Annotated in this window: 24 protein-coding genes; 8 read left to right on the top strand and 16 right to left on the bottom strand. The window is 33.4% G+C overall.

Going from position 1 to position 24,643, the window contains the following annotated elements; genetic code table 11:
* Position 1: 1 nt before the first annotated feature.
* From PSA_RS06520 to PSA_RS06490, 7 genes are all read right to left on the bottom strand, one after another.
* Positions 2 to 1,003 (bottom strand): hypothetical protein, encoded by a 1,002-nt coding sequence (locus tag PSA_RS06520; RefSeq protein ID WP_052380152.1) that lies wholly within the window; start codon positions 1,001 to 1,003, stop codon positions 2 to 4.
* Between the two features lie 266 nt (positions 1,004 to 1,269).
* The gene (locus PSA_RS06515) at positions 1,270 to 2,034 is read right to left on the bottom strand and encodes a hypothetical protein (protein WP_052380151.1); all 765 of its coding nucleotides are present in this window, start codon (positions 2,032 to 2,034) and stop codon (positions 1,270 to 1,272) included.
* Between the two features lie 176 nt (positions 2,035 to 2,210).
* A complete protein-coding gene (locus PSA_RS06510; protein ID WP_145987705.1) occupies positions 2,211 to 3,104 on the bottom strand; it encodes a hypothetical protein in 894 nt (297 codons plus the stop codon).
* 96 nt (positions 3,105 to 3,200) lie between these two features.
* Positions 3,201 to 3,809, bottom strand: coding sequence for a DUF5677 domain-containing protein (locus tag PSA_RS06505; RefSeq protein ID WP_042149455.1), 609 nt, complete (start codon positions 3,807 to 3,809; stop codon positions 3,201 to 3,203).
* Positions 3,810 to 4,157: 348 nt separating this feature from the next.
* The gene (locus PSA_RS06500; protein ID WP_042149452.1) at positions 4,158 to 4,343 is read right to left on the bottom strand and encodes a hypothetical protein; all 186 of its coding nucleotides are present in this window, start codon (positions 4,341 to 4,343) and stop codon (positions 4,158 to 4,160) included.
* 68 nt (positions 4,344 to 4,411) lie between these two features.
* Positions 4,412 to 4,936, bottom strand: coding sequence for a hypothetical protein (locus PSA_RS06495; protein ID WP_042149450.1), 525 nt, complete (start codon positions 4,934 to 4,936; stop codon positions 4,412 to 4,414).
* Complete coding sequence (locus tag PSA_RS06490) at positions 4,933 to 5,130, bottom strand: hypothetical protein (protein ID WP_042149446.1); 198 nt, start codon at positions 5,128 to 5,130, stop codon at positions 4,933 to 4,935. Before PSA_RS06490 ends, PSA_RS06495 begins: the two co-directional genes overlap by 4 nt.
* Before the next feature lie 199 nt (positions 5,131 to 5,329).
* Between PSA_RS06490 and PSA_RS06485 the strand changes: the two genes are divergently transcribed.
* Positions 5,330 to 6,337 carry a tyrosine-type recombinase/integrase gene (locus PSA_RS06485; protein WP_042149443.1) on the top strand — a complete coding sequence of 336 codons (1,008 nt, stop codon included), beginning with the start codon at positions 5,330 to 5,332 and terminating at the stop codon, positions 6,335 to 6,337.
* A gap of 319 nt (positions 6,338 to 6,656) precedes the next feature.
* Here PSA_RS06485 and PSA_RS06480 read toward each other — a convergent pair whose 3' ends face one another.
* Together PSA_RS06480 and PSA_RS06475 are read right to left on the bottom strand one after the other, a co-directional pair.
* Positions 6,657 to 7,628 (bottom strand): hypothetical protein, encoded by a 972-nt coding sequence (locus tag PSA_RS06480; protein ID WP_052380150.1) that lies wholly within the window; start codon positions 7,626 to 7,628, stop codon positions 6,657 to 6,659.
* A 142-nt stretch (positions 7,629 to 7,770) separates the two neighbouring features.
* Positions 7,771 to 8,139 carry a hypothetical protein gene (locus tag PSA_RS06475; protein ID WP_042149439.1) on the bottom strand — a complete coding sequence of 123 codons (369 nt, stop codon included), beginning with the start codon at positions 8,137 to 8,139 and terminating at the stop codon, positions 7,771 to 7,773.
* A 273-nt stretch (positions 8,140 to 8,412) separates the two neighbouring features.
* Between PSA_RS06475 and PSA_RS06470 the strand changes: the two genes are divergently transcribed.
* The 3 genes from PSA_RS06470 to PSA_RS06460 all read left to right on the top strand — a co-directional run bounded on the left by PSA_RS06470 (position 8,413) and on the right by PSA_RS06460 (position 11,582).
* Positions 8,413 to 9,132, top strand: coding sequence for an SDR family NAD(P)-dependent oxidoreductase (locus tag PSA_RS06470; RefSeq protein WP_042149436.1), 720 nt, complete (start codon positions 8,413 to 8,415; stop codon positions 9,130 to 9,132).
* A gap of 592 nt (positions 9,133 to 9,724) precedes the next feature.
* On the top strand, positions 9,725 to 11,029 hold the full coding sequence (brnQ, locus tag PSA_RS06465) for a branched-chain amino acid transport system II carrier protein (protein ID WP_042149433.1): 1,305 nt from the start codon (positions 9,725 to 9,727) through the stop codon (positions 11,027 to 11,029).
* A gap of 148 nt (positions 11,030 to 11,177) precedes the next feature.
* Positions 11,178 to 11,582, top strand: coding sequence for a biopolymer transporter ExbD (locus PSA_RS06460; RefSeq protein WP_042149430.1), 405 nt, complete (start codon positions 11,178 to 11,180; stop codon positions 11,580 to 11,582).
* A 78-nt stretch (positions 11,583 to 11,660) separates the two neighbouring features.
* Here PSA_RS06460 and PSA_RS06455 read toward each other — a convergent pair whose 3' ends face one another.
* Positions 11,661 to 12,479, bottom strand: a complete 819-nt coding sequence (locus tag PSA_RS06455; RefSeq protein ID WP_127924188.1) for a hypothetical protein — start codon at positions 12,477 to 12,479, stop codon at positions 11,661 to 11,663.
* A gap of 231 nt (positions 12,480 to 12,710) precedes the next feature.
* On the opposite strand from PSA_RS06455, the gene PSA_RS06450 reads away from it, so the two are divergent.
* Together PSA_RS06450 and PSA_RS06445 are read left to right on the top strand one after the other, a co-directional pair.
* Positions 12,711 to 13,679 carry a sensor domain-containing diguanylate cyclase gene (locus tag PSA_RS06450; RefSeq protein WP_042149424.1) on the top strand — a complete coding sequence of 323 codons (969 nt, stop codon included), beginning with the start codon at positions 12,711 to 12,713 and terminating at the stop codon, positions 13,677 to 13,679.
* Positions 13,680 to 13,758: 79 nt separating this feature from the next.
* Positions 13,759 to 14,040, top strand: a complete 282-nt coding sequence (locus PSA_RS06445) for a peptidylprolyl isomerase (protein ID WP_042149420.1) — start codon at positions 13,759 to 13,761, stop codon at positions 14,038 to 14,040.
* Between the two features lie 192 nt (positions 14,041 to 14,232).
* On the opposite strand, the gene PSA_RS06440 is transcribed toward PSA_RS06445, so the two are convergent.
* The 3 genes from PSA_RS06440 to PSA_RS06430 all read right to left on the bottom strand — a co-directional run bounded on the left by PSA_RS06440 (position 14,233) and on the right by PSA_RS06430 (position 17,506).
* Positions 14,233 to 14,481 (bottom strand): hypothetical protein, encoded by a 249-nt coding sequence (locus PSA_RS06440; RefSeq protein WP_042149418.1) that lies wholly within the window; start codon positions 14,479 to 14,481, stop codon positions 14,233 to 14,235.
* Between the two features lie 216 nt (positions 14,482 to 14,697).
* On the bottom strand, positions 14,698 to 15,981 hold the full coding sequence (gene gabT, locus PSA_RS06435) for a 4-aminobutyrate--2-oxoglutarate transaminase (RefSeq protein WP_042149415.1): 1,284 nt from the start codon (positions 15,979 to 15,981) through the stop codon (positions 14,698 to 14,700).
* A 52-nt stretch (positions 15,982 to 16,033) separates the two neighbouring features.
* Positions 16,034 to 17,506 (bottom strand): NAD-dependent succinate-semialdehyde dehydrogenase, encoded by a 1,473-nt coding sequence (locus tag PSA_RS06430; protein ID WP_269432777.1) that lies wholly within the window; start codon positions 17,504 to 17,506, stop codon positions 16,034 to 16,036.
* A 109-nt stretch (positions 17,507 to 17,615) separates the two neighbouring features.
* On the opposite strand from PSA_RS06430, the gene PSA_RS06425 reads away from it, so the two are divergent.
* Together PSA_RS06425 and PSA_RS06420 are read left to right on the top strand one after the other, a co-directional pair.
* A complete protein-coding gene (locus PSA_RS06425) occupies positions 17,616 to 18,542 on the top strand; it encodes a LysR family transcriptional regulator (protein ID WP_042149413.1) in 927 nt (308 codons plus the stop codon).
* 74 nt (positions 18,543 to 18,616) lie between these two features.
* Positions 18,617 to 19,630: an adenosine deaminase gene (locus PSA_RS06420; protein WP_042149411.1), complete on the top strand. Its 1,014-nt coding sequence runs from the start codon at positions 18,617 to 18,619 to the stop codon at positions 19,628 to 19,630.
* A gap of 1,547 nt (positions 19,631 to 21,177) precedes the next feature.
* Here the strand turns inward: PSA_RS06420 and PSA_RS06415 are convergent.
* From PSA_RS06415 to PSA_RS06405, 3 genes are all read right to left on the bottom strand, one after another.
* Complete coding sequence (locus PSA_RS06415; RefSeq protein WP_042153367.1) at positions 21,178 to 21,789, bottom strand: fumarylacetoacetate hydrolase family protein; 612 nt, start codon at positions 21,787 to 21,789, stop codon at positions 21,178 to 21,180.
* A 205-nt stretch (positions 21,790 to 21,994) separates the two neighbouring features.
* Positions 21,995 to 22,582 carry a LysR substrate-binding domain-containing protein gene (locus PSA_RS06410; RefSeq protein ID WP_082305649.1) on the bottom strand — a complete coding sequence of 196 codons (588 nt, stop codon included), beginning with the start codon at positions 22,580 to 22,582 and terminating at the stop codon, positions 21,995 to 21,997.
* A gap of 171 nt (positions 22,583 to 22,753) precedes the next feature.
* Positions 22,754 to 24,595: a diguanylate cyclase gene (locus PSA_RS06405; RefSeq protein WP_042153370.1), complete on the bottom strand. Its 1,842-nt coding sequence runs from the start codon at positions 24,593 to 24,595 to the stop codon at positions 22,754 to 22,756.
* Positions 24,596 to 24,643 lie beyond the last annotated feature (48 nt).

Raw genomic sequence — 24,643 nt, 5'->3', positions numbered from 1 at the left:
ATTATGCCAATGGGTTAGAGTTTTTAAAGAATTTAACATTTTCAAATAGCGTAGTTATAACTGCATTAAAAACATCAGGTGAATTTGGGTTTATTACCTTTACATCAGAAATATCACTATTTATAGATGTAAGTATCCTGTCAATTTCAAGTCGGTCAACATGCCAGTAGGAAGTTCCGCAAATAACCAGTTCATCATTGCTTTTTAGGCTCTGAGATATTTCACTGATAGATTTTCTTATTTCACTAGCCCAAGCAAAATCAAGCCTATTAGAATCTCCAGCAGGTGGCACCATCGCATTTATAGAATTTAGAGCTGTTAACCCTTCATATTTTACGGTGAACTCACTTAACTTCCCATCTAAAACATCATGTTCATAGCTGATTTCAAAAACATCTTTTACTTTTTCAACTCCATGACTAAAGCTTATTGAACCATGTGGTTTATACAAAATAATATCTTTATCTTCTTCGAAATTAGCAATAGAAAAATCTATATTGTTCTTCTTTAGGATTCTTTCAAGCCAGATATCATAGTTTAATGTAACAATGTGAACCTTGTTAATGCTAGGGTCGTTATTTAACTTGATTAAATATTTACTCCACCCCCAATCTTCTAAATTAACATTTGGAACATTTACTTTATCGTTATAGAAAATAAACAAAGCCTTCAAATAAGTTACAAGCTCTTTATATGCCTTCATATAAATGCTATCAACATTTCTAGGTCTATTATTAAGTGCGTTTGCACATGTAATAATATTTTCTATCAAATCTATAGTCTCTTTAGCGCCTAAGTTTGGCCTTGCTCCCAAAGTCCATAGATTAGGGCAATGTTTGTACGAGAGAAATCCAGGAGTTCCATCGCCCGGCCAAGGAACTAATTCCCCATTTTCAAATAGATTAGATAGTGCAATTTGTTCTGCATTACATTCCGATTGTTTTAAATGATTTAGGAAGTCTATTGAAAACCCATTCCCTAGTATTACAAATACATCTCTCACTGATTTATGTACTCCTAAATTCGATGATAACTCGCAAACATAACGAATCTGTAGAATTTATCTAAAGGCTAAAATTGATAAAAAATGGCTCTCTGTATTGCATCGAAAGCTGAAAAACAGACTGAACTAATGCATTTGGAACCCTGCTTTAAGGCTGCTAAGTTAATTAATTATTCTACAGCCTCAACGCCGCACTAAGCGGACTAAAATTGTGGGTTATAATGTGTAGCGAAGCGAAACCCAATGTTTAAATACCTTTCCAGGGCTTAAAAATCATGAAATTCACTTTCATGTTTAATTAGGTCTGCTTTTGTCATTATTGGAGCATCAAAATATGAGTTAGGTTCTCCAACATAACCCTGACCTCTGACGTATAAATGTAAACCTAAAGCCATAGGTTTCACTTTCGCTATAGTATGATCTATTTGAAAGCCACCAGAAATCAATTCTAATGCCCTTAAATGATCAAGTTCTCTATCAATTTGATGCACATCTTGTATATCCATTATCTCTATAAGTTCACTGAGTTCCATTGAGTTCCCAAGAGCACCAATCCAACCAGCTTCTGACTTGAAAACTTTACAATTACTGCAAGCATAATCGAGTAACTTACATTGGCTGGTCGTAATTTGAGATAGCAAATTTACAAGTATTAAATTGCTCTCATCTTTTCCTTTCTCAGTACAAGATGAAGCCAATAAACCAGCCCATAGATTTTGCATAAAATCATCTTCAGCCCAAGAGCCACTTTCAATTGTAGAGTAAACTATTCTTGGATGGGCATTCAGGGAAACATTCCCAACTTGCTTTTCTAATAAAGCTTGAGCTTTATTCGTAATCTGAACTGCATTATTTGCTCTCCAACTACTAACCTTATCCTTTAGTAACAAACCAAACTCTTCAGCTGCAGGTAAACATATACGGCTTAAAAAAGCTGAAGCACCTTTAACGGAACCTGTAGTTACAGTATTTACTGAATCAGCGATAGGCTTTACACCCAAAATATCTAAACTTTTATTTTCTTCTGTCATTAATATTCCTATAACTGGACATGAGCCCTAACGATTGCCTAACGAGCCTGTAGAATTTATCTAAAGGCTAAAATTCTTAAAAAAGTGAGCCTCTCTCTATCACAATGAAAGCTCAGAACTGAAGTTAACTAATACATTTGGGGCCCTATTTTAGGGCTCTGATATTAAACTTTTAATCATTCTACAGCCTCAAGGCCCCACTCTGAGCGTAATTGCCATTGTGAGCTTTCATTAAGGCCAAACTCTTGTTTAATATGTAACTTTTTCAGGTAATTTAAAGTGCACAATGACTCTAACTTATTGCCGTAATCGGGATCACTACATAAATATGAATATCCAGCTGAGTTAAACCCGCTATTTGAGACGCTTAACATCATTTGAATATTCATTGCTGCAACTCTACTTGCATGCGCTAATAAATTTAGAATTAACCGCTTACTCTTTGGATTTGAAAACTCTAATGTATATTCAGGGTTTTCAATAATAGGGAATACAGCATGAGCAATATGATTTCTAATATTTCTTACTATTGATAAGCCATGAGACAATTCTGGATTATTTTCTAAATCAAAATCGAAGCTGACATTAAATTGTTTTTGATAGGATTTAGCTAAAGAAGTAAAGGAGTCCACTTTATGTTTATACATTTCAGGTACTTCGATATCTGGATATATTTCATCAAGAAGCCAGTGTGCCTGAGCAGAGTAATTTCTTTTTCTTTCAAGTTTTGGCTTTCTTATTATTGCAGATTTGTAGTGATGTTCGTATCGTGAACTAATAAACCGATAGGTTTCTTCTAGAGCATTGGCGATAAACATAAATTGAGTTATCGGTGTAATAATTGCCTTATGGTGTCCTGCGTCAGAATCTAGCTCATCTCCTGCAGACTCACACCAAAAATGAGCTTCTTTATATCGAAAAGGGTTCAGTTCTACAGAGTCGATTTGACTAGCTAATCTTAACCACTTTGCTATATTAATTGTGGTTGCCTCCCCTTCAGGAACAAAACCCTTAAATTTCTTAGAATACTTATAAACAATATTTGTATTATCTAAAAGTTCGCAAAACATAAACAGTTCATGAAGGTGAAGAGTTAATTCTCGGAATTCTTCACACTTTGGACATTTAAAATCACTTCCAGTTGACATCAATACTATCCTTATTTGTTACAAGCCCTTAACACAGTCAGTAGCTTCTTTAAAATCACTGTGTTTATCAGCAATAGCAATGAATGCGTTTTGTGCTTTGCTATTGCCTGACATTTCAGCTATTTGCCCAAAAGACAATAATGCATATGTATTAGTAAAACTAAGCATTTGCTGAATAAACTCTTCATTGAAATTACTTACAATTTGATCGCCTTTTACTCTTCTAGATAATTGCGCAGTACCTGAATGAGTTAGACTATTTAAATTAGGCCAATAACGTTCTTTGGCTGTTTTAATACCATTATTGTTTTTATTTTCTAGTGCATTTACCAACCTATAAAAATCTTTATTGAAACTGTCATTTCTTAATTTTACAAAATCAGCTTCTTTTGCGAACTCAGCAAACCAAAGACCTTTAATATAAGATTCAAAAACACATCGTATTAGGCTTGCAGCAGAACTATACAACTGACGCTCGCACAAAACGATAATGCTTCGGTGGTGCTCGATAACTAACGAGTGAAATAATCCTGGGAAAAGAAATTCATCACCAGCATCTGTCGTGATACCCTCTAAGGAATTACTGATATCTTTTGATAGCTCAAGAGATTCTTCGATAGTACTCAAGTTACCTCCATGGGCTTATAACTGCTTAATAGAATGATTTACTCCGTGTTTAAACAAGAACTTTTTTCGTCTATCTTGATTTTCAATGTTAACAAAATACTATTAATTTATAATTTAATCAAAACACCCTGTATTACCTTTGCGTGATAAACGGAATAATTCCGTCTATCAAAGACACATTTACAACATTAAACTTGGCTTGTATAAATATCGAGCAAGTTAATGTGTTGATTCGTTATCAAGCCAAGATACTACATTACAAATGCAACCATTAAAACAAAGACTTACAAATAAAGTAATTTTATTTAATGCTAAAAAAAAGATAACAAAGATAAGGACGTAAAAGAGCTATTTAATAGCTCTTATTTTTAAGTTTTGGTGTTGATTTTTAGTGGTATCTAAACGTTTTCTTTCAAGGTAAATATTAAACTTATCATCCCAGTGTTGTTTTGCTTCAACTCTTAAATTTACATCCATTGAATTAATTTTTTCTAATTCTAAAAGTAATATTTCAGCAAGTTCTGGTAATGGCATTTCATCCCTGTCGACATGCTGAATTTTGTTAATATTGAGAACAATTACTAAAGCTACAATACAAAGAGTTATGACAAACGGTACTTCGAAAAACATTCGCTAACACTCCACTTAATATTGAAAGCAAATAAAAATATAATAAATAATGCTGTTAAATTGACTGTGACAGAATAAACGGGATAGAACCAATGTTCTGGTAAACTTTGAAAAACAGCTAAATAATGCATAGCTAAGCAAGAAGCCATATTGATACATGACAATCTATAAGCATTAACCACACCTTCATGATGCTGTACTTTCATAGTTAAATGAATCATAAAACATAAAATAATGGTTAAAGCTTCATACATCACCCACTGCAAATAAAAAAACTCTGGGCCTACTAAGTTTCCTTCAGGTAAAACTTCTACCATTGAATAAGCAAAATTACTTAATATATAAGATGACGCATAAACAATTGCACCGATTTTTAAAGACTTGTCAGATTTATATCTGAAAAAGACAATAAACATTGTTGAGATAAATAATAATGTTATGAAATTATCGGCAATAAATGACCAATTAAATTTGTAATATGTATCAAATACAATCATTGGTTTGGCTTTTTAATTATAACGTCACCACCACCACGGTTAGGTTTTACTTCGTCTAAAAGTTCTTGTGCCTCAGCGCTAATTGTTACCGAATCAGTATTATTGGTTTTAACAGTTTCATCATCTATTTTTTGAGCTGGAGTGTGTTTGATTTGTAATGGGTTGAGAACTGGAGTACTCGATTTGATTTCCATATTAGACTCTATTAGATTAAAAAACAGTGAGGAAACTATAGCATTCTATAATTCCTTAATAGATGGAAAAACATTGTGAAACTGATATATCAGTATACAAAATAATCTTTTCTATTGTGAAATACGCATTAGTGCATATATTCTAATCAAAACATGAAGTACTGCGCTTTTATAGGCAAACGCAACAAAAGAGTTAAATATGTCGATAAAAAAAGTTGATAATAAGTTCTATGTAGATATAAGGCCGTATGAAAATACAAATAAACGTATACGCAGAACTTTTAACACTAAATCTGAGGCCGTTAGGTTTCAAAATCATGTTTTAGCTGAAGCACAGGCAAAACCATGGAACGGTGAAAAAGACGATAAAAGGCGCTTATCTCAATTAATAGAAAAGTGGTTTGAATTCCACGGGCAAACTTTAGCAGCTCCAGAAAAATCTTTAGCAAAACTAAACGCAATTTGTAATGAGTTGAACGACCCAGTAGCGGCAAAATTAACAGCAACAGATTACATTGAATATCGCGGTAAAAGATTAAAAAAAATAAAACCTAAAACAGCTAATAATGAACTTAACTTGATACGAGGTTTATTTAATAAATTAATTGAAATCGAAAATATTAAATACCCAAACCCAATAGGTTCAATAAAATTAATAAAAGTACAAGAAACGGAATTAGTATTTTTAACTAAAGAAGAAATTAACGAAGTTTTAGAAGAACTAAAAAAATCAACTAATCCACATATTCATATTGTTGCAAAAATATGTTTGTCTACTGGTTGTAGAATAAGCGAGGCATACGGTTTAAAAAGAACCAATGTAATTAAATCAGGTAATGAATTTAGAATTAATTTTGTAAATACTAAAAGTAAAAAGCGTAGAACAGTACCAATATCTGAAAAGCTATATAATGAAATACCTAAAAAATCAGGTAGTTTATTTGAAGATTGTAGAAAAGCATTTGAAAGAGCGATAAGAAAAACCGATATCGTATTACCAGAGGGTCAATGCAGCCATGTTTTAAGGCATACATTTGCAAGCCACTTTATGATGAATGGTGGTAACATAATTGTATTACAGCGTATTCTAGGCCATGCTAAGATAGAGGAAACAATGCGCTACGCTCACTTTGCACCGAATCATCTAGAAGATGCTATTAGACTAAACCCCTTAGTCGATTGTCCAAATATAGTCCATAACGGTTAGGTTTTTTCAGATTTCATCAGGGTTAGTCAGAAAGTAAGTGATTGATTTATATGTAAGTCACTGTTTTATAAAGGGGTAAGCTAATTTCGACGCTTTCCGGACGGGGGTTCAAATCCCCCCAGCTCCACCACATAATGTCGTGGTAATACAAGAGGCGACAAATTGGCGACAGCCAAAAAGAAAGGCAGTTAGGATTTTATCTTAACTGCCTTTTTTATTTATATAAATCAAAAAGGCAGTTAGGATTTTATCTTAACTGCCTTTTTTATTTATATAAATCAAACCCAATAATAATTAATATCGCATTAAGTTAATATCATTAAGATAATAACTTAAATTTCTCTATTACTTTTTGGTGTTTTTTCGCCAACGGACCTGGCTTAACTGGGGGAATTCGCATTTGGTCAGTCTCATAATTACTTTTGCTAAATTCACTGGCAAATTGTGCTGCTAACTCATGCTTTCTTGTTTGTTGAGACAAATCGGCAATCTCAGCAATATCTATAGCAGGATCAAAACGATGAAATCCCTGATAACTAAAGTTTTTGTCTACATGTAAATCACTTAAAAACACAAGTTCATTCATTAAAGCACGGCTTAATGTATTTAAAGTCAAATCTTCGGTTTGTAAAAATAGCATTTTATTTTTTATTTCAGGTAAGGTGCTTAAATCATGACTTTCAATTGCAACATCTATTAACCATAAACCGTTTTTGCGTTGCTCAACATCTTTCAAGGTTAAGTGACAGTTATCGTAATTGATACAGCTCAATACATCATTAATCTGCTGTTCAGGGCTTATTTTAGTTTGTGTTTGTTTAAATTGTATATTTTCGTAAAACTGTGCCATTAACGGTAAATCTATATGCGTATTAAATGGTGTGGTAACACTGTTATTAACTTTAAGTTTAAACAGCTCTCTTACTTCATGTTCTCGCGATTTTTTAATCGCTAAAAAAACACTTTGTATAATTTCAGATGTAGGTAACTCAGGTTCTACACGCCATTTACGACCAAATAGTAGCTTTAAATCATTTTCGCTTGAATGCTTTTTGTAATTATCATGGCCAACAACCCCTACTTGTATATAAATACACTCACCCTCTTGTGCTGCAAATACAACATAACGGGGATCATATTCAATTGCACAAATTAGCGCTTCAACACTTTGTAATGTGTGATGATAAGTTAAATAATGCTGAGGTATACAAAACTCACCATTACTTAATTTAACCATAGGTGCTTTTGGCATTACTTTCTCACCTAAACGTAACTGTACTTCTTTTTGCATTGTCGTATCCTTATTTTGTGTCTAAAAGTAATACGAAAAACAAAGTAAAATAGTTCAGTGATATTTAAAAGAATATGAAAATCCAGTTTTCATAATCAATACGATAATATATTATTTATAAAGTTTAACCCGATGTAATCCCCTAATTTGATTTAATCAGTATTAACCTTTCAATTGCATCTACTTGTTGAGTATCATCACCTAAAAGGCCATCTGTAATACTCAGTTCATCACTACGTTTGTTTGTAATAAATGCAGCTAAACATTTTTCACTTAAACTCACATCGTAATAATCATTTAAATCTTGTGAACCAATCGCAATATAACTGTTTTCATTTAGCCAGTTTAAAGTGGCACTAACCGTATTAATAAGGTGAAGTTCATCTGTTAATTCACTCTTAAATACGCGTGCGATATTAATACTCGAAAATGTTTCAGTGATAGGAAAGCCTGTATAAAGGCTTTTTAAAATATGGGCTGAGATTAGCTCAAATAATGGCGGTTTATTCATGCTCTACAGTATTACCGTTTAAATTATTATTAACGATAATACTGCCATGATTTACAAAAATAAGCGTGGCTTTTATTAAATTGTTTAGTTTCTTTCAAAGCCATAAAATGAGAAAGGTAAACTGTATCAATAAGATAGGTTTTACTATCTCAACTTATTCTTTTTAACTGAATAATACCTCACTCTATCTCAATTTAATTGAATGCAAAAGCCGATATATTTAAGGTCTAAAAGTCACATGTTATAGAGAGTTTAATTTAATAAGGTAACACAATGAAGCTTGCAATTATTACAGGCGGTTCAAAAGGTCTTGGTAAAGCACTTGTAGATATATACGCAAATGCACATTGGCAAGTCGTAGAATTTTCAAGAAGTGGTAATAGTCAAAACCATCAAACATGCGATTTTTCTGAACCAGATTCATGCACTGATACCCTCAACAAAACATTTAAACAGCTAAGCAATAATTGCTATAGTGAAATTGTTTTAATTAATAATGTGGGAACATTAGCCCCTGTCGGCCCACTAGAATCAACTCAACCAAAAGATTGGCAACAAAATATTCAAATAAACCTTAATGCTTGTGTGACAACAACGGGTTTATTTTTAAAATACTTTAGTAAGCAAGACGCCAATATAAAAATCGCCAATATATCATCTGGGGCTGCTGTTAAGCCTTTTTATGGTTGGTCGCTATATTGTGCTACCAAATCTGCAATCGAAACTTTTACGTCCTGCATAGCACTTGAAACACAAAATAATAAAAACTTACGCATTATGACTATTCGGCCAGGTGTGATTGATACGCAAATGCAACAAACAATTCGCGATCAAGATGAAGCTAACTTTACCGATGTCGCGCACTTTAATGCGCTAAAAACAGATAACAAATTACAAACACCCACCATAGCGGCTAAAAAAATGATAAAACTATTTAGTCAGTCACCTTTATCTGGACAAGTATATGACTTAAATGAAGTCACATTAAAATAAAATTAAGCTTTTTATTCTCATAAAAAATTTAATGCGATGTAATATCTCAGAGGTAAAAATGATAAATGAAGTAAATAATAAACCTGGATTTTTTAACGCCTGTTGAACGCCAACTTGATGCTTATAATGCAAAGAAAATTATTCCTTTTACTGCAAAGTTTAGTGACGATATAGAAGTTTTTAGACCGCCGAATCCAGAGTCTGTCATTAAAGAAATAAAAGATAATAAAATTGCTAAAGTGTGGTTTTATAGTGCTGAATAAACAATAAAGTAAATTTTCATTTTATAAACTGTACATGTATTAATAATAATTACATCGACAGTAAAAATAATAAAAAATGTGAGCACGACCTATATCCCCTAGTTTTAAGTACTTTATTTATTATTTTAAAACGAATACATATTGCAAATAACGCAACATTGCTGCAATAGCCCTACTTTAACTTTTAAAAATCAAGATAAAACTCCCTGTTATTTACTAGTAACACGTGATTTCAAGACTTTTAACACTATAATTTTTAGGTTGCAAACTCGCTGCAAGCCCTTACAATGCGCCCTTTTTAGCATCTGCGTTGTTATTTTAAGGTTTACATGTCTAAGTCTACACTTCTCTCTTTGGGTTTTATGACCTTTGCACTTTTTTTAGGGGCGGGAAATGTCATTTTTCCGCCACAATTAGGTCAAGGTTCGGGTGAACATTTCTTATTAGCGATGTCTGGTTTTTTAATCACTGCGGTTGGTTTGCCTGCGCTCACACTTATTGCAATTGCTTATATGGGCGGCAGTGATGCACTTACAAGCAGATTACCTAGATGGGGACATTTACTTTTTTGGAGTGTATTGTTTTTATCGATTGGTCCGCTTTTTTCTATGCCGCGTACTTTTACGGTTGCTTACGAGTTTACGGCTAAGCCTTTTATTGGTGATACTGGTTTATTACTCTGTACCTTAGCCATGGCAGCCGTCACATTATTTTTTGCATTAAACCCAGGTAAATTAATGGACCGTATTGGTAAAATACTGACACCAATTTTACTTATTATGCTGATCGCGATAGCCGTAAGTGCCTACTTATTTCCTCATGGTGAAACGTTAAGCATCGCTAAACAATATCAAGAATTTGCTTTTGCTTCTGGTTTATCTGAAGGCTATATGACCATGGATGTATTAGGTGCTGTGGGTTTTGGTTGGTTGGTAATGAATGCCATAAAAGAGGCTTCGCCTAAAAGCGCTATATTCCCAAGCATGACCCGCGTCGTTTTAATTTACAGTGTTGCGATGAGTTTAGTTTATATTGCTATCGCATATGTCGGCGCTAACTATGGCCAAGCTGAAACCAACGGTGGCGCAATATTATCAAACTATATGAATTGGATTTATGGTGTACCTGGCGTTATATTATTAGGTTTTGTGATTTTCATGGCGTGTTTAACGACAGCGATTGGCTTAACTTGTGCCAGCGCTGAATTTGTTAGTAAAAACTTTAGTAGCTGTAATTATAAGGTGAGTGCCATAGTGATTGTAGCAGTGACTACCTTAGTGGCTAATTTAGGCTTAGATATGCTGATAGCCATTACGTTGCCTTTAGTTGTTGTATTGCATCCTGTGGCAATCACTGTAATTTGTTTAGCATTATTAAATGTTAAACGCCCTGTAAGTGCTCTGACTTATAGCTTAACACTTATAACAGCAATTGCTGGCGGTATTGTAGATGCACTTAAAATATTAGAGAAAATGCCATCTGATATTCATGCTACATTTATTAAGTACTTACCTTTATATCAATATAACGCGGGTTGGCTAGTGCCTACCATGGTTAGTTTTTTATTATTTTCAAACTTATGTGGTTTAAATAAGAAATCAAACATTAACAGGGTAAATAACACCACTACATAATATTAAAATGTTACAAATCATTATATTAACAATGATTTAACGATAACCCCTTGTGAGTTCTGATAGTTTTAAATTAGGTACTCAGTTTTTAAGCGCTGCTTTGATTTATTTTTCAAAGCAGCAATCTATAAAACACAAGGAAACCAGTATGATGAAAAATAAATCTCATGAACCAAAAATTGATGCAGAAGTAGATATGAACCCAATGCTCGATGTTGTGTTTATTCTTTTAATATTCTTTATTGTCACTACCACATTTGTAAAGGCCAAAGGCATAGAACTTAGCCGACCTCAAAGTAATTCACAGAAAAATCAAACTTCAAAAAGCGTACAAATTGCAATTGATAAAGATAATATTATTTGGATGGATAACCGACAAGTAGACGCTGAACGTGTTGCAGCCAATATTGCTAGAATAGGCGCTAATTTTTCAATTCAAACAATACAAATAAATGCGGACCTTGATAGCACTCATCAAACATTAGTAACAGTTATGGATCAGGTAACACTCATGGGTGATTACCCAATAGCGCTCACTTCACAAGCCATTTAATTATTTATAAATACTCACTTGATAGTATCGAATATAAGCCATCAATGATGATTATATTCGATACTAATTCAGTATTAACTACTTAACTGAGACTTTACTCAATTTATCTTTTAGTTGAATTAAAGTTTTGATTCGATTAAACCAAAATGGTGCACCTAGTGAGATGAATATGGTTGAAATCATCATGCCAATCCAAAAAGACAGTAATTGCCATATGGTTTTGTGGCTTTGCTGCTCACCCGCCTTATAAAAATGAGACTCGCCTTTTGGTAATAAGGTAAATCCATATAAAGCCGCATTTTTTTGCTGTGATATTAAACAAGATTGAATATTTTCAAACTGAGTAAAAACACGACAATCTTCATAAGGTTTATTAATTTGTTGTTGCGCTTGATTAACTAAACTGTCTCTATAAGTCTTATCTTGAGATACCTTATTCAGTACTGAGAATGTATCTAATTGAAACAAAATCACAAATATACCTGCAACTATAAATGACCAAAAGTGGGTTTTTCGCGTAAAATGACTACTCATTTCTGTTTCTATTCTCGCAAAAAATCTATCGGCTTCATTTAATAATGTATCTAAATCAGGTTTAGTATTACAGTCACTTTGTTGATGTAAGTTTGTGAGTACCGCTTTTATTTCTTCATCATTTATATGCCCACGTTCATAGTTTCTAAATAGCTGATAAAACAAGCCGCCTCGATTGGCTTTAATAGTTGGCCTCATTAAATCCAGTAGTGAATCATTTAAAGATCTCTGCGACACCCAACTATTGTTAATTTTGAATATATGAGTAGCTAATGCTGTTAATCCTAACTTTAAATGCGCTGTTCGCCATTTTAAGTTATTTTGTAAAAACTGAATAAAAGCAGTGACTACTAAACTAAACATTAGCATGACTGAGCAAAAGGCGATTAAAATACCCAAAATATCTAAAAGCATATCTTATTGTTATTGTTAAAATTAATAATGATGATAGTTGAGCATTTTTAGGAACAAAGCTCAACTATATATTTTTTTGAAGTAAATAACGCTCATTAATAATTTTTGAATTCATAAATCGTGTTTATAAAACAAACAAACTGACCTATATTTAATATCAATAGCTGTAAAAGTTTAATTATGATTGATACTCAAGCTTGTTTAATTCAGTACCCACATCCTGAAGTTAATTATAAACAATGGCAAAATGTCGTGAATATTATTGCTGAGCTTTATAATGCTGCAAGTGGCACTATCATTCAATTTAGGCAAAATGAATTCAATGTTATTTCAACCAGTAAAAATCCAAATAATTTTTTAGAAATAAACTCATGCTGGCCCTACGACATTCAAAGTTTTTGCCGTGAAATGATGGAGACTCGAAATTCTTTATATATAAATGATGCACTTGGTTCTGAAAAATGGCGAGACTCTCCACCAGTTGCAGAAGGCGCTGTACGATCTTATTTAGGGTTTCCTATTTTTTGGCCCGATCAAAGTTTATTTGGTTCTATTTGTGTGATCGATACTAAAGCAACTGTGTACCCTAAAATATTGGTCCATCTACTGTCACAATTTAAAGAAATAATAGAAAGTGATCTAAAGCATCTGATTAATTATGAAAAAATAAGTGCCCTAGCTTTAACCGATGAGTTAACACAACTATACAACCGTAGAGGATTTGAAACTCTCGCCCATCAAAGAATAAAAGATGCGATAAGGTTTGAAAAAAAACTCGCTTTTATATATTTCGATATTAATAACTTAAAGTTTGCCAATGATAATTTAGGTCATGACATAGGCGATTTATTAATAAAAGAGTTCGCCAATACGATACAAACGCATACTAGAGATTCAGATATCAAAGCAAGGCTTGGCGGTGATGAGTTTATTGTGATGATACTGAGCAATAGTGAAAGTTTTATAGATGAATGGAGTCAGGATATTGTTCAGAGTTTTAATCGGTTTTGTAAAACAATTTCAACAGATGCCGGTTTAGGTGTCAGCTATGGTGCTGAAGTATTTGAATACGACAGTCAATACACACTTCAAGAAATGATAAATATTACAGATAAAAAAATGTATATACATAAAAATGAGAGTAAATAACAAACTAATCCGCAAAGCCTTTAGCGACTTAATCATGACTCATGATATAATTTAAAACGTAAATATTTATGAGGTTAACATGGCACGTACAGCATCGGCTTTACACATTTTAGTAAAGCATAAAGAACAAGCAGAAGACATTATCAAGCAGTTGAATAAAGGCGCTAAGTTTCATGTGTTAGCCAAAAAACATTCAACGTGTCCATCAGGTAAAAAAGCAGGTGGTAGCTTAGGTGAATTCGCAAAAGGCACTATGGTTCCTGCATTTGATAAAGTGGTTTTTAGTAAAGAGGTTCTAACACCTCATTTAGTTAAAACTAAATTTGGCTGGCATGTTATTAAGATTTTATATCGCACTTAGGGTTTTTGTTTTTTGTGATTTAAAAAACTAAAATAGCTCTAACATCATGCTAAAATCCATCATTCCCGAGGGGTTTATATCGGGAATCTTATTTTAGCTAGATCTCCGATAAAACATTAAGAAATAACTAAAGTGCAGCTCCAGTTCTGACCAAAGAGCACAATTTAGCATTGGTTGAGAGTGATAAGAAAGCTAGGCTTTAACTGTTACTAAAGTAATTGAACCTAACATACTTAATATTAAGCTAGTTCTAAATCTTAAAATTTTACGTTGTTCACGTTTTATTTCTGCAACTGTCATTTCGCCTTTTTCTAGGCTATCTTTTTCAAGTCCCAACATAAATGCAAAAAGAACTGCCGAGCCAAACATGAAAAAGCTTACTAATGCTGGTATATCAAATCTTTGATATAAGGCGTAAATTAGTATGCCTACTTTTAGCATCTAAATTACAATCTAGTTTATTTGTTTATAAAATAAAGCTTTAATTTCAAAATATTAAAAGTTTAATAAAACATTATTAATCAAATAAGAAATAGATGCTTTATTCTAAATCAAATTATACGCTAATTAATAAATAAAAAAGCCAATATCGATACCGATATTGGCTACAACACGCATTAAATGGTGTTTATACAGTATATTAATGCATTAAATTATTTATGCATCTACTAAGCTTTTAAATAAATCATTAAAAATATCAAGCCCTTCGTTGGCTAATTCATCGCTTATTGTTAAGGCTGGTAAAAAACGAATTACATTGCCATAAAAACCACAGGCTAGTAGCACCAAGCCATATTGGGCAGCTTGACCGATAATAGCCTGTGTTAGCTCAGTATTAGCTTGTTCTGAATCACCACCAACAATTAGCTCCATCGCAATCATAGATCCTTGATTTCTCACATCTAAAATTAAATCTGGATACTGTGATTTTAATGCTGATAATCGTTCATTAAATAAAGCACCTATTTGATTAGAACGCTCAATTAAATTTTCTTCTTTAATCACATCTAATACTGCAATTGCTGCAGCACAGGCAACTGGCGAACCACCATAAGTCCCCCCTAACCCACCTGGTAATGGCGCATCCATTATGTCACTTTTACCAACAACTGCAGCAATTGGGAAACCACCAGCAATACCTTTTGCCATTGTCATCAAATCAGCTTCAACAGCGCTATGTTCAAAGCTAAACATTTTACCAGTACGGCCAAAGCCTGTTTGAATTTCATCAGCTATTAATACGATGCCATGTTCATCACATATTTTACGTAAAGCTTGTAAGAATTCAGTTGGAGCGGCATAAAAACCGCCCTCACCTTGTACTGGCTCTACAATAATGGCTGCGACATCAGTTGGTGCAATATCTACTTTAAATAAGTTCTCTATCGCCTTTAAAGATCCCTTAACAGTAATATCGTGGCATGCCACAGGAAAAGGTGCATGAAAGATATCACCAGGGAAAGGCCCAAATAAGTTTTTATAAGGTGTTATTTTACCTGTGAGTGCCATGGTTAAATTTGTGCGACCATGAAAACCACCGTTAAAGGCAATGACACCACGACGACCTGTATGTGCGCGTGCTATTTTCACACAGTTTTCAACGGCTTCTGCACCTGTTGATACAAAAATAGCTTTTTTATCTGAATCGCCAGGGGCTGCTTCAACTAACTTTTCAGCAAGCTCAACCGCTACTTCGTATGGATTTACCATCACACAAGTATGACTAAATTTATCTAACTGTTCTTTTACGGCATTCACAACTTTTGGATGACTATGACCTGTATTACATACGGCAATACCAGTGCCAAAATCTATGTAACGTTTACCTTCAACATCCCAAAGCTCTGAGTTTTCAGCGCGCTCTACATATACTGGATATACATTGCCTTGGCCACGGGCGATCACTTTGGTTTTTCTTGCTTGTAAATTTGCGTTTGTCATTTTTATTTACCTAAATTCTATTCGTATAATTAATACGTGATAAAAAGTTTTATTACTTATCAAGACCGCCCATGCATAGATATTTGATTTCTAAATAATCATCTAAACCATATTTAGAACCTTCTCTACCGTTACCAGACTGTTTAACACCACCAAATGGCGCTGCTGCATTTGAAATAATGCCTTCGTTAATACCTACCATGCCGTACTCTAAACCTTCAGCGACACGCCAAATACGGCCAATATCACGCGAGTAAAAATAAGCAGCTAAACCATATTGGGTATCATTTGCCAATTGTATTGCTTGCTCTTCGCTATCAAATGCAATGATAGGAGATACAGGGCCAAATATTTCGTTATTAGCAATTGGCATATCATTTGTCACGTTAGTTAATATGGTAGGTTTATAAAAGTTTTCGCCTGCCTCCGTAGCTTTGCCGCCAATTTTTAATTGTGCGCCTACTGCAATAGAATCATTTACCAGTTTTTCAACATCACTCACGGCATTTTTAGAGATCATAGGGCCAATATTAATACCCTCGTTTAAGCCATTACCTAATGATAGTTTTTCTACTTCTGTCGCAAACTTTTCAGTAAATTCTGCTAATACTTCTTTTTGCACTAAAATACGGTTAGTACAAACACAGGTTTGGCCTGCGTTTCTGTATTTAGAAACTAAAGCACCTTGTACTGCTGCATCTATATCTGCATCGTTAAAAACAATAAAGGGTGCATTGCCACCTAATTCCATAGATACTTTTTTAACTGTGCTTGCACATTGACCAATAAGCGTTTTACCTACACCTGTAGAACCAGTAAAAGTAAATTTAGCGATATCAGGATGTTGAGTGAGTACTTTTCCCATACCACGAGAGTCTTCACCGACTACAACATTAAATACGCCTGCGGGTATGCCTGCGCGCTCTGCTAATTCAGCCATAGCAAGTGCCGATAAAGGTGTTAATGTTGCAGGGCGTACTACAAATGTACAGCCAGCCGCTAAAGCAGCAGCAGCCTTACGTGCAATCATTGCATTAGGAAAATTCCAAGGTGTAATTGAAGCCACAACACCTACAGGTTGTTTTACAACAATAATGCGTTTATCGCCTGAAGGACTAGGGATCACATCGCCATAAACACGTTTACCTTCTTCAGCAAACCATTCAATAAATGCAGCACCGTAGGCAATTTCGCCTTTTGCTTCTGCTAATGGTTTACCTTGCTCTAGCGTTAATATGCGACCAAGATCATCTTGATGCTGCATCATCAAATTAAACCAGTTTCTTAATAAACCAGCACGCTCGTTTGCCGATTTAGCAGACCATGCTTTTAATGCATCTTTTGCCGCTTTAACAGCAAGCTCAGTTTCAACAATGCCAGCATTATTTACGCTTGCTACTAATTCACCATTTGCAGGGTTAGTTACATCAAACTCACTCTCACTGCTATGCCAACTACCATTGATATAAGAAAACGTTTTTAATAGCTTTTCATCTTGTAAGCCATGATCTTGTAAAATGCGCACATTAGTCTCCAATGCAAAATGTTTTATCTATTGAATAACAAATTCAACTCAGGTTAAATACAAAACATTAAACCTTAAGTTTTATAATGATAAAACATAGAGCCGAATTTTGAATAAATCTTCTATCATTCCCAAACCGATCACTGAGTATGATTTACGTTTATTACGTATTTTTGTATGTGTTGTAGAGCATGGCGGTTTTGCTGCTGCCGAAACTGCACTAGGCGTTACTCGCTCTACCATAAGTGTTCATATGTCTAATCTTGAGTCTAGAATGAAACTCAAACTTTGTTTAAGAGGTAGAGGTGGTTTTTCACTTACTGAAGATGGACAAGCCGTATATCGCGCGGTAATTAGCTTATTTGATTCATTAAATGATTTTTCATTACTTGTAGGCACGTTAGGCAAAGAATTAAGTGGTGAACTGGTTATTTTATGTGCCGACCAATTAGATCATGCAAAACAACAAAAAATGGCGCAAGTAATTCAAGAAGTTCACGACAGTTCGCCCAATCTACATTTAGTATTAGATGGTGATTCAATTTCTAATATTGAAAAATCATTATTAAAAGATAAAACACATATTGGTATTTTCCCTGATTATCAACAAATTGAAGGCTTAAGTTATACGCCTTTATGTAATGAGCCTATTTATTTATGTTGTGCACATTCTCATCCATTTTTTAATAAAGTTGATACCCTAATCACAGATGAAGACTTAGCTTCTGCTTTAGCGATTCACCCTGGTATTGATATTGATATGTCAGGCAAAAATCAGCTCATTAAATTAAATTTAGCAGCTAAGGCTTATCAGTTTGATACTCGTAAATCTATGATTTTATCCGGGCGTTATATCGGTTATATGCCTCAAAGTTATATTCAGCATGAGCTTAATATGGGACTTATGCGAATAATCCAACCTAGTTCTTTAACCTATCAATTTAATTTATCTTTAGTGAGTAAAAAGTCACCTAGAGAAATCAATAAGGTCAAATTACTGAGCGATGTATTTAGCCGGGTTTTTGAACTTAACTAACTATAGCGTTTCCTCGTAAATGAATTTTAGGTATATACTTAAAGGTAAGCTTTTATCCTTTTGAGTACTTGCCTATGCATAAAGCCTTTATAACTGGTTTACCTAAAGTAGAGTTACACCTTCATATTGAGGGCTCTCTGGAGCCTCAACTCATGTTCAAACTCGCCAAACGTAACAATGTTGATATTCCATTTAATAACCCTGAAGAAGTCGCTAAAGCGTACGAGTTTGAGGACTTACAGTCTTTTTTAGATATTTATTATCAAGGCGCTAATGTACTTATTCATGAGCAAGATTTCTTTGAGTTAACATGGGAATATTTATTACGCTGTAAGCAAGATAATGTAATTCACACAGAGATATTTTTTGATCCGCAAACCCATACCGACCGCGGTATTGCTTTTGCTACTGTCATAAATGGCATTGATAGAGCATTAAAAAAAGCAAAACAACAACTTAATATTAGTAGCCATTTAATTATGAGTTTTTTACGCCATTTAGATGAAGATTCCGCTTTTAATACTTTAGAGCAAGCAAAACCCTTTCAAGATAAAATCATTGCTGTTGGATTAGATTCATCAGAGTTAGGCAATCCGCCAGAAAAGTTTGAACGTGTTTTCCAACAAGCAATTAAGCTTGGGTTTTTAACTGTTGCCCATGCAGGAGAAGAAGGCCCTGCGAGTTATATTTCAGATGCCTTAAACTTACTTAGCGTATCACGCATTGATCATGGTGTGCGTTGTATTGATGATCAAAAATTACTTGAGCAATTAATTTCACAACAAACGCCCTTAACTGTATGTCCGTTATCTAATGTGAAATTATGTGTATTTAAAAATATGACACAACATAACATAGTTAAGCTTTTAAGAATGGGTGCATGTGTCACTGTTAATTCTGATGATCCTGCATACTTTGGTGGTTACATGAATAGTAACTTTTTAGCCTTAGCGCAAGCACATGAAATGAACAAAAGTGAGATCGCGAAGTTTACTTACAATGCCATTGAAGCAAGTTTTATTAGTGATGCTGAAAAACTAAGATTAAATAAAATTACTTCTGAGTATGTATCTGGATTTGATGATTGATATGAACAGTTATAATAAATAGCTCTGGAATAAACATTATGATATCCACTTGTCATTCTCTTAGTATCTTTATCGGGAATCTTGTTTTGTACTTATATAGCTCAAACTAAATAACTTAAAAAATAAGTAGTTTTAAAGAGAAGATCTCCGATTGAACTCTTGGGAGATGACGCCTGTGGGAGCTTTTTTGAATTTAGCTTCGAGTTTGCTTATTTAAATTATACAATCTATTAAGTTGAGCTTTTCTAATAAGCAAATGCTAAACCCCGTCATTCCCGAGGGGTTTTGATCGGGAATCTTGTTTTAGGTTTATGTCGTTCAAACTAAATTATTTAAAATATTAAGTAGTTTTAAAGAGAAGATCTCCGATAAAACACTTCGGAGATGACGTCTGTGGGAGCTTTTTTGAATTTAGCTTCGAGTTTGCTTATTTAAATTATACAACCTATTAAGTTGAGCTTTTCTAATAAGCAAATGCTAAACCCCGTCATTCCCGAGGTTTATTTATCGGGAATCTTGTTTTGTACTTATATAGCTCAAACTAAATAACTTAAAAAATAAGTAGTTTTAAAGAGAAGATCTCCGATTGAACTCTTGGGAGACGACGCCTGTGGGAGCTTTTTTGAATTTAGCTTCGAGTTTGCTTATTTAAATTATACAACCTATTAAGTTGAGCTTTTCTAATAAGAAAATGCTAAACCCCGTCATTCCCGAGGGGTTTTGATCGGGAATCTTGTTTTAGGTTTATGTCGTTCAAACTAAATTATTTAAAATATTAAGTAGTTTTAAAGAGAAGATCTCCGATAAAACACTTCGGGGACGACGCCTGTGCGAGCTTTTTTGAATTTAGCTTCGAGTTTGCTTATTTAAATTATACAACCTATTAAGTTGAGCTTTTCTAATAAGCAAATGCTAAACCCCGTCATTCCCGAGGGGTTTTGATCGGGAATCTTGTTTTAGGTTTATGTCGTTCAAACTAAATTATTTAAAATATTAAGTAGTTTTAAAGAGAAGATCTCCGATAAAACACTTCGGAGATGACGTCTGTGGGAGCTTTTTTGAATTTAGCTTCGAGTTTGCTTATTTAAATTATACAACCTATTAAGTTGAGCTTTTCTAATAAGAAAATGCTAAACCCCGTCATTCCCGAGGGGTTTTGATCGGGAATCTTGTTTTAGGTTTATGTCGTTCAAACTAAATTATTTAAAATATTAAGTAGTTTTAAAGAGAAGATCTCCGATAAAACACTTCGGAGACGACGCCTGTGGGAGCTTTTTTGAATTTAGCTTCGAGTTTGCTTATTTAAATTATACAACCTATTAAGTTGAGCTTTTCTAATAAGCAAATGCTAAACCCCGTCATTCCCGAGGGGTTTTGATCGGGAATCTTGTTTTAGGTTTATGTCGTTCAAACTAAATTATTTAAAATATTAAGTAGTTTTAAAGAGAAGATCTCCGATAAAACAACTCGGAGATGACGTCTGTAAGGTTATTTCTTAATTTTGCATTGAGTATATTTTTATAGCTCAAGTGATTCATTAAGTTAGATTAAACAGCAATCCAAGTTTTACTAATTAGCTCAATTTCATCTTGTAAAACTTTAGCTTCAAACTTGGCTCCAGATTTAATCACTCCGACCCCTTTTGGTGTGCCTGTCATAACGATATCGCCATCTTGTAATTCCATGAATGATTGAATTTCTTTTAAGATATCATCTGGCTTATACATCATGAGTTCAATGCCACCAGCTTGTATTAATTCATTATCAATTTTAAGCGCTAACGTTAAATCAGGGCTAATATTATCTATTGATACAAAATCACTAAAAACAGCAGAACCATTAAACGCTTTTGCACGCTCCCAAGGTAACCCTTTGCCTTTAAGCTTGCTCTGTAAACCACGCTTAGTTAAATCTAAACCAAAACCAACTGCACTAAAATGCCCTTGCTGATAAATAAAGCTCAACTCACCTTCGTAATGTAATTCTTCTTGATGAAAAGCTGATAATTGTTCTGATATTGCAGAATTAGGCTTTAAAAATATCACCATTTCATCTGGTACTTCATTGCCAAGCTCTGCAATGTGATCAACATAGTTTCTACCGATACAAATAATTTTATTAGGTGTGATGGTCTTATTATCAAGCTGAACTGTTTTCAAATTTAATACCTGCTATTGGAAAGAAAGGAGTAAGAAAATCAATTATCATTTTACATAATAAACGCGGGTATTTTTGATTGTATTTGCAATGCTGAATATTCATCAGGTTAATGTGATTTTAAGTAAATCTAACCTAGCGTGACTGAAGCCTCACCTACGGATAAATGAACTCCAGTAGTAATACTCCGCAACGCTAAAGCCGATCTTACAATATTGTTTTAATCCAAGCTTCAAAACGTTTTACTTTATCCCATTTAAAATGGTGTGGTGGTGCTATTAAGTAAAGTGTACGAGGGCTATCAAATACATAGTTAAGCGGATTAATTAAATGACCGTTTTTAATATGTTCATCAACTAATACCTTACTCAAAAAAGCAACTCCTTGACCTGCGATTGCACTTTGAATAATAGATAACGCATCTGTTGTTTTAAGGCCTGATTTAAGCTGATTTGAATGAATATGATATTGTGCACAACAAGCTTGTATTACTTCTTGGATATCTGAACTGCTATCTTCTAACAAGGGATGTTTAAAAACATCTTTTGTATTTATCTTTTTCAAGAAAAGCAAAGGGCTAGCGATCATAATAATAGTATCATTTAATAACTTCCGGCTTTCTAATCCTGGGTAGTCTCCTAAACCCCTTTTTATAGCAATATCAACATCTTGATTTTCAAAAGTATCCAATTTGTTACTGGGAGAAAACTGAACACTTAAATGAGGATTTAAATCTTGAAACTCACTAATTTTTGGAATAAGTCTTGAAGAAGTTACTGAATGCAGAGTTGAAATTTTTAACTCTTATTTTCATGGTTACTCTTTTGAAGTTCATATTGCGACTAGACTGAATATGGATAAAAAAACATTTAAATTAATAGATAATGCTTTTTCTATTGCACAAAATGAAACATCTTATGAGTACTTTTTCACTCAAAAATAAACTAGCTTTAGCCTATTAATAGTTTATTCACTAACAATGCAATTTCTCCCTAGATTTTTTGCTTTATATAAATATTCATCCGCATGTTGAAATAAGCTAATAAAGTCTTCTTTATCAGGGCTAAATTGCGCCACACCAAAGCTCGCAGTGATATTAATTGTTTCATTTTCAAAGGAAACAGATTGCGCTTCAATAGCTTCTTGGATCCTTTGTGCTACCTCTAAGGCCTGCGATAAAGATGTGTTTGATAATATAGCCAAAAACTCTTCCCCACCTATACGCCCTAACACATCTTGCTCACGAATAAATTTATTTGCTGTTTTAGCCGTATTTATTAATACCTCATCACCACCTGCATGACCATAGGTATCATTTACTTTTTTAAAGTGATCAATATCAAAAATAATAATAGAAAAAGCTTTGCCGTTATTGATTGATTTTTTTAATTCTAATTCAGAGTGAGAGAAAGTATATCTGCGGTTAGCAAGCTGCGTTAATACATCTGTATTGGCTAACCGGTTTAGTTTTTTGCTTGTACGTATTTGTCGGTAAATGAAAAAAAACAAAACAGCGATAAACAAAGCTGCCGTTATAATTATCATATTTTTCAATTGCTGCTCTTGTTTGGCACTTTCAAGGGCGACAGTTGATAACTGCTTATCTCGTTCTAATAGTTTATTGTTTAAAAGTGTTTGTTCAGTATCAAACATCACTTTATATTTTGAGCGCGCATCTTCTCTTACGGCATTTTGATATTTATCGTTTAATCTTTTTTCTTCTTTTTGTAACTCAAAAGCGGTTTTATAATCTTCCTCTAATACTGCAATATCTATTTTTACATCATAGAGTAAAATATACATATCAAGATTTTTATCTTGCTCTAACGTAAATATTATTTCCTGCGCTTTGGAAACAGTATTAAATGCTAATTTAGTATTTTTGTCATTTACTTCCAGCTGTGCTTTTACTAAATAATGATGTGCTTTTGAGTATGGTCCCTCTATATCTGAGAATAGTTGCTCTGCTTGCAACCAATACTCCAGTGCTTTTTTAAAGTTTTCTAACTTTAAATACAGCATACTAATGCCTATGTTAGCAAAATAAACTTTACTTGGTTCATTAAATTCAAGCGAAAGGTCTAACATTTTATTGTAACTGACTAATGCTCTTTCAAATTGTTTATCTCTTTTATAAATAACAGCTTGGCTATAGTGGGCTAACATTTCATCGTATTTATAATCATTATTTTTAAAATACGTTATCGCTGTATTTTGCAAAGAAATTGCTTTATTAAAATCCTTTAAATTTGCATAAACACTTGCCATATTTGTATTTAAATAAGCCATATCTAATTCATCATTTAACTCTTGCACTATTACATAGGCTTTTTGATAGTACTTAAGTGCCTCAACATCATTGTGGTTTAAATCATACATACCAGCTAACCCTGCATAACTATTAGCTAGAATCTCTAAATCCTCAATTTCTTTTGATATTTTTATAGCTTGATAAAATAGGTCTTCACTTTCACTGGCTTTGCCTGTTGAATCAAGCAGCATGCCATGGGTTAATAAAATACTTACGCCAATTCTATTATTTAAAGTTTTTAGTAGTTTTTTTGATTTGTTCAACAGCTTTAAACTTTGCTCATATTGTCCAAAATAAAAATGATAAGTACCTAACCGGCTATATAAAGCAGATAAATCATAGTCACTCAGTTCATTTTTATGATCAGCTAAAAGTTTTTTTACAAAATTTAAAGAAAGGTTAGGATTTCTATCATTAAGGTTGTCGGCTTTATCTAGCTCAGTTTTCAACCAACCTGGATGTACTTGATTGGCTAAAAGTTGACTACAAACGCACATAAAAACACTGAAAAGAAACAATTTCAGTACGGTTGGAAACCTTTTCAA

This window comes from Pseudoalteromonas sp. '520P1 No. 423', from assembly GCF_001269985.1.
GTDB lineage: Bacteria > Pseudomonadota > Gammaproteobacteria > Enterobacterales > Alteromonadaceae > Pseudoalteromonas.
This window is presented reverse-complemented; position numbering and strand designations above follow the sequence as displayed.

Bases quoted from the DNA above. Each gene is read 5' to 3' on its own strand.
- gabT (WP_042149415.1), bottom strand. From the start codon at position 15,981: ATGACAAACGCAAATTTACAAGCAAGAAAAACCAAAGTGATCGCCCGT.
- PSA_RS06475 (WP_042149439.1), bottom strand. From the start codon at position 8,139: ATGAATAAACCGCCATTATTTGAGCTAATCTCAGCCCATATTTTAAAA.
- PSA_RS06470 (WP_042149436.1), top strand. From the start codon at position 8,413: ATGAAGCTTGCAATTATTACAGGCGGTTCAAAAGGTCTTGGTAAAGCA.
- PSA_RS06495 (WP_042149450.1), bottom strand. From the start codon at position 4,936: ATGATTGTATTTGATACATATTACAAATTTAATTGGTCATTTATTGCC.
- PSA_RS06515 (WP_052380151.1), bottom strand. From the start codon at position 2,034: ATGACAGAAGAAAATAAAAGTTTAGATATTTTGGGTGTAAAGCCTATC.
- brnQ (WP_042149433.1), top strand. From the start codon at position 9,725: ATGTCTAAGTCTACACTTCTCTCTTTGGGTTTTATGACCTTTGCACTT.
- PSA_RS06445 (WP_042149420.1), top strand. From the start codon at position 13,759: ATGGCACGTACAGCATCGGCTTTACACATTTTAGTAAAGCATAAAGAA.
- PSA_RS06420 (WP_042149411.1), top strand. From the start codon at position 18,617: ATGCATAAAGCCTTTATAACTGGTTTACCTAAAGTAGAGTTACACCTT.
- PSA_RS06455 (WP_127924188.1), bottom strand. From the start codon at position 12,479: ATGTTTAGTTTAGTAGTCACTGCTTTTATTCAGTTTTTACAAAATAAC.
- PSA_RS06480 (WP_052380150.1), bottom strand. From the start codon at position 7,628: ATGCAAAAAGAAGTACAGTTACGTTTAGGTGAGAAAGTAATGCCAAAA.
- PSA_RS06405 (WP_042153370.1), bottom strand. From the start codon at position 24,595: ATGTGCGTTTGTAGTCAACTTTTAGCCAATCAAGTACATCCAGGTTGG.
- PSA_RS06510 (WP_145987705.1), bottom strand. From the start codon at position 3,104: ATGTTTTGCGAACTTTTAGATAATACAAATATTGTTTATAAGTATTCT.
- PSA_RS06460 (WP_042149430.1), top strand. From the start codon at position 11,178: ATGATGAAAAATAAATCTCATGAACCAAAAATTGATGCAGAAGTAGAT.
- PSA_RS06490 (WP_042149446.1), bottom strand. From the start codon at position 5,130: ATGGAAATCAAATCGAGTACTCCAGTTCTCAACCCATTACAAATCAAA.
- PSA_RS06500 (WP_042149452.1), bottom strand. From the start codon at position 4,343: ATGCCATTACCAGAACTTGCTGAAATATTACTTTTAGAATTAGAAAAA.
- PSA_RS06450 (WP_042149424.1), top strand. From the start codon at position 12,711: ATGATTGATACTCAAGCTTGTTTAATTCAGTACCCACATCCTGAAGTT.
- PSA_RS06485 (WP_042149443.1), top strand. From the start codon at position 5,330: ATGTCGATAAAAAAAGTTGATAATAAGTTCTATGTAGATATAAGGCCG.
- PSA_RS06440 (WP_042149418.1), bottom strand. From the start codon at position 14,481: ATGCTAAAAGTAGGCATACTAATTTACGCCTTATATCAAAGATTTGAT.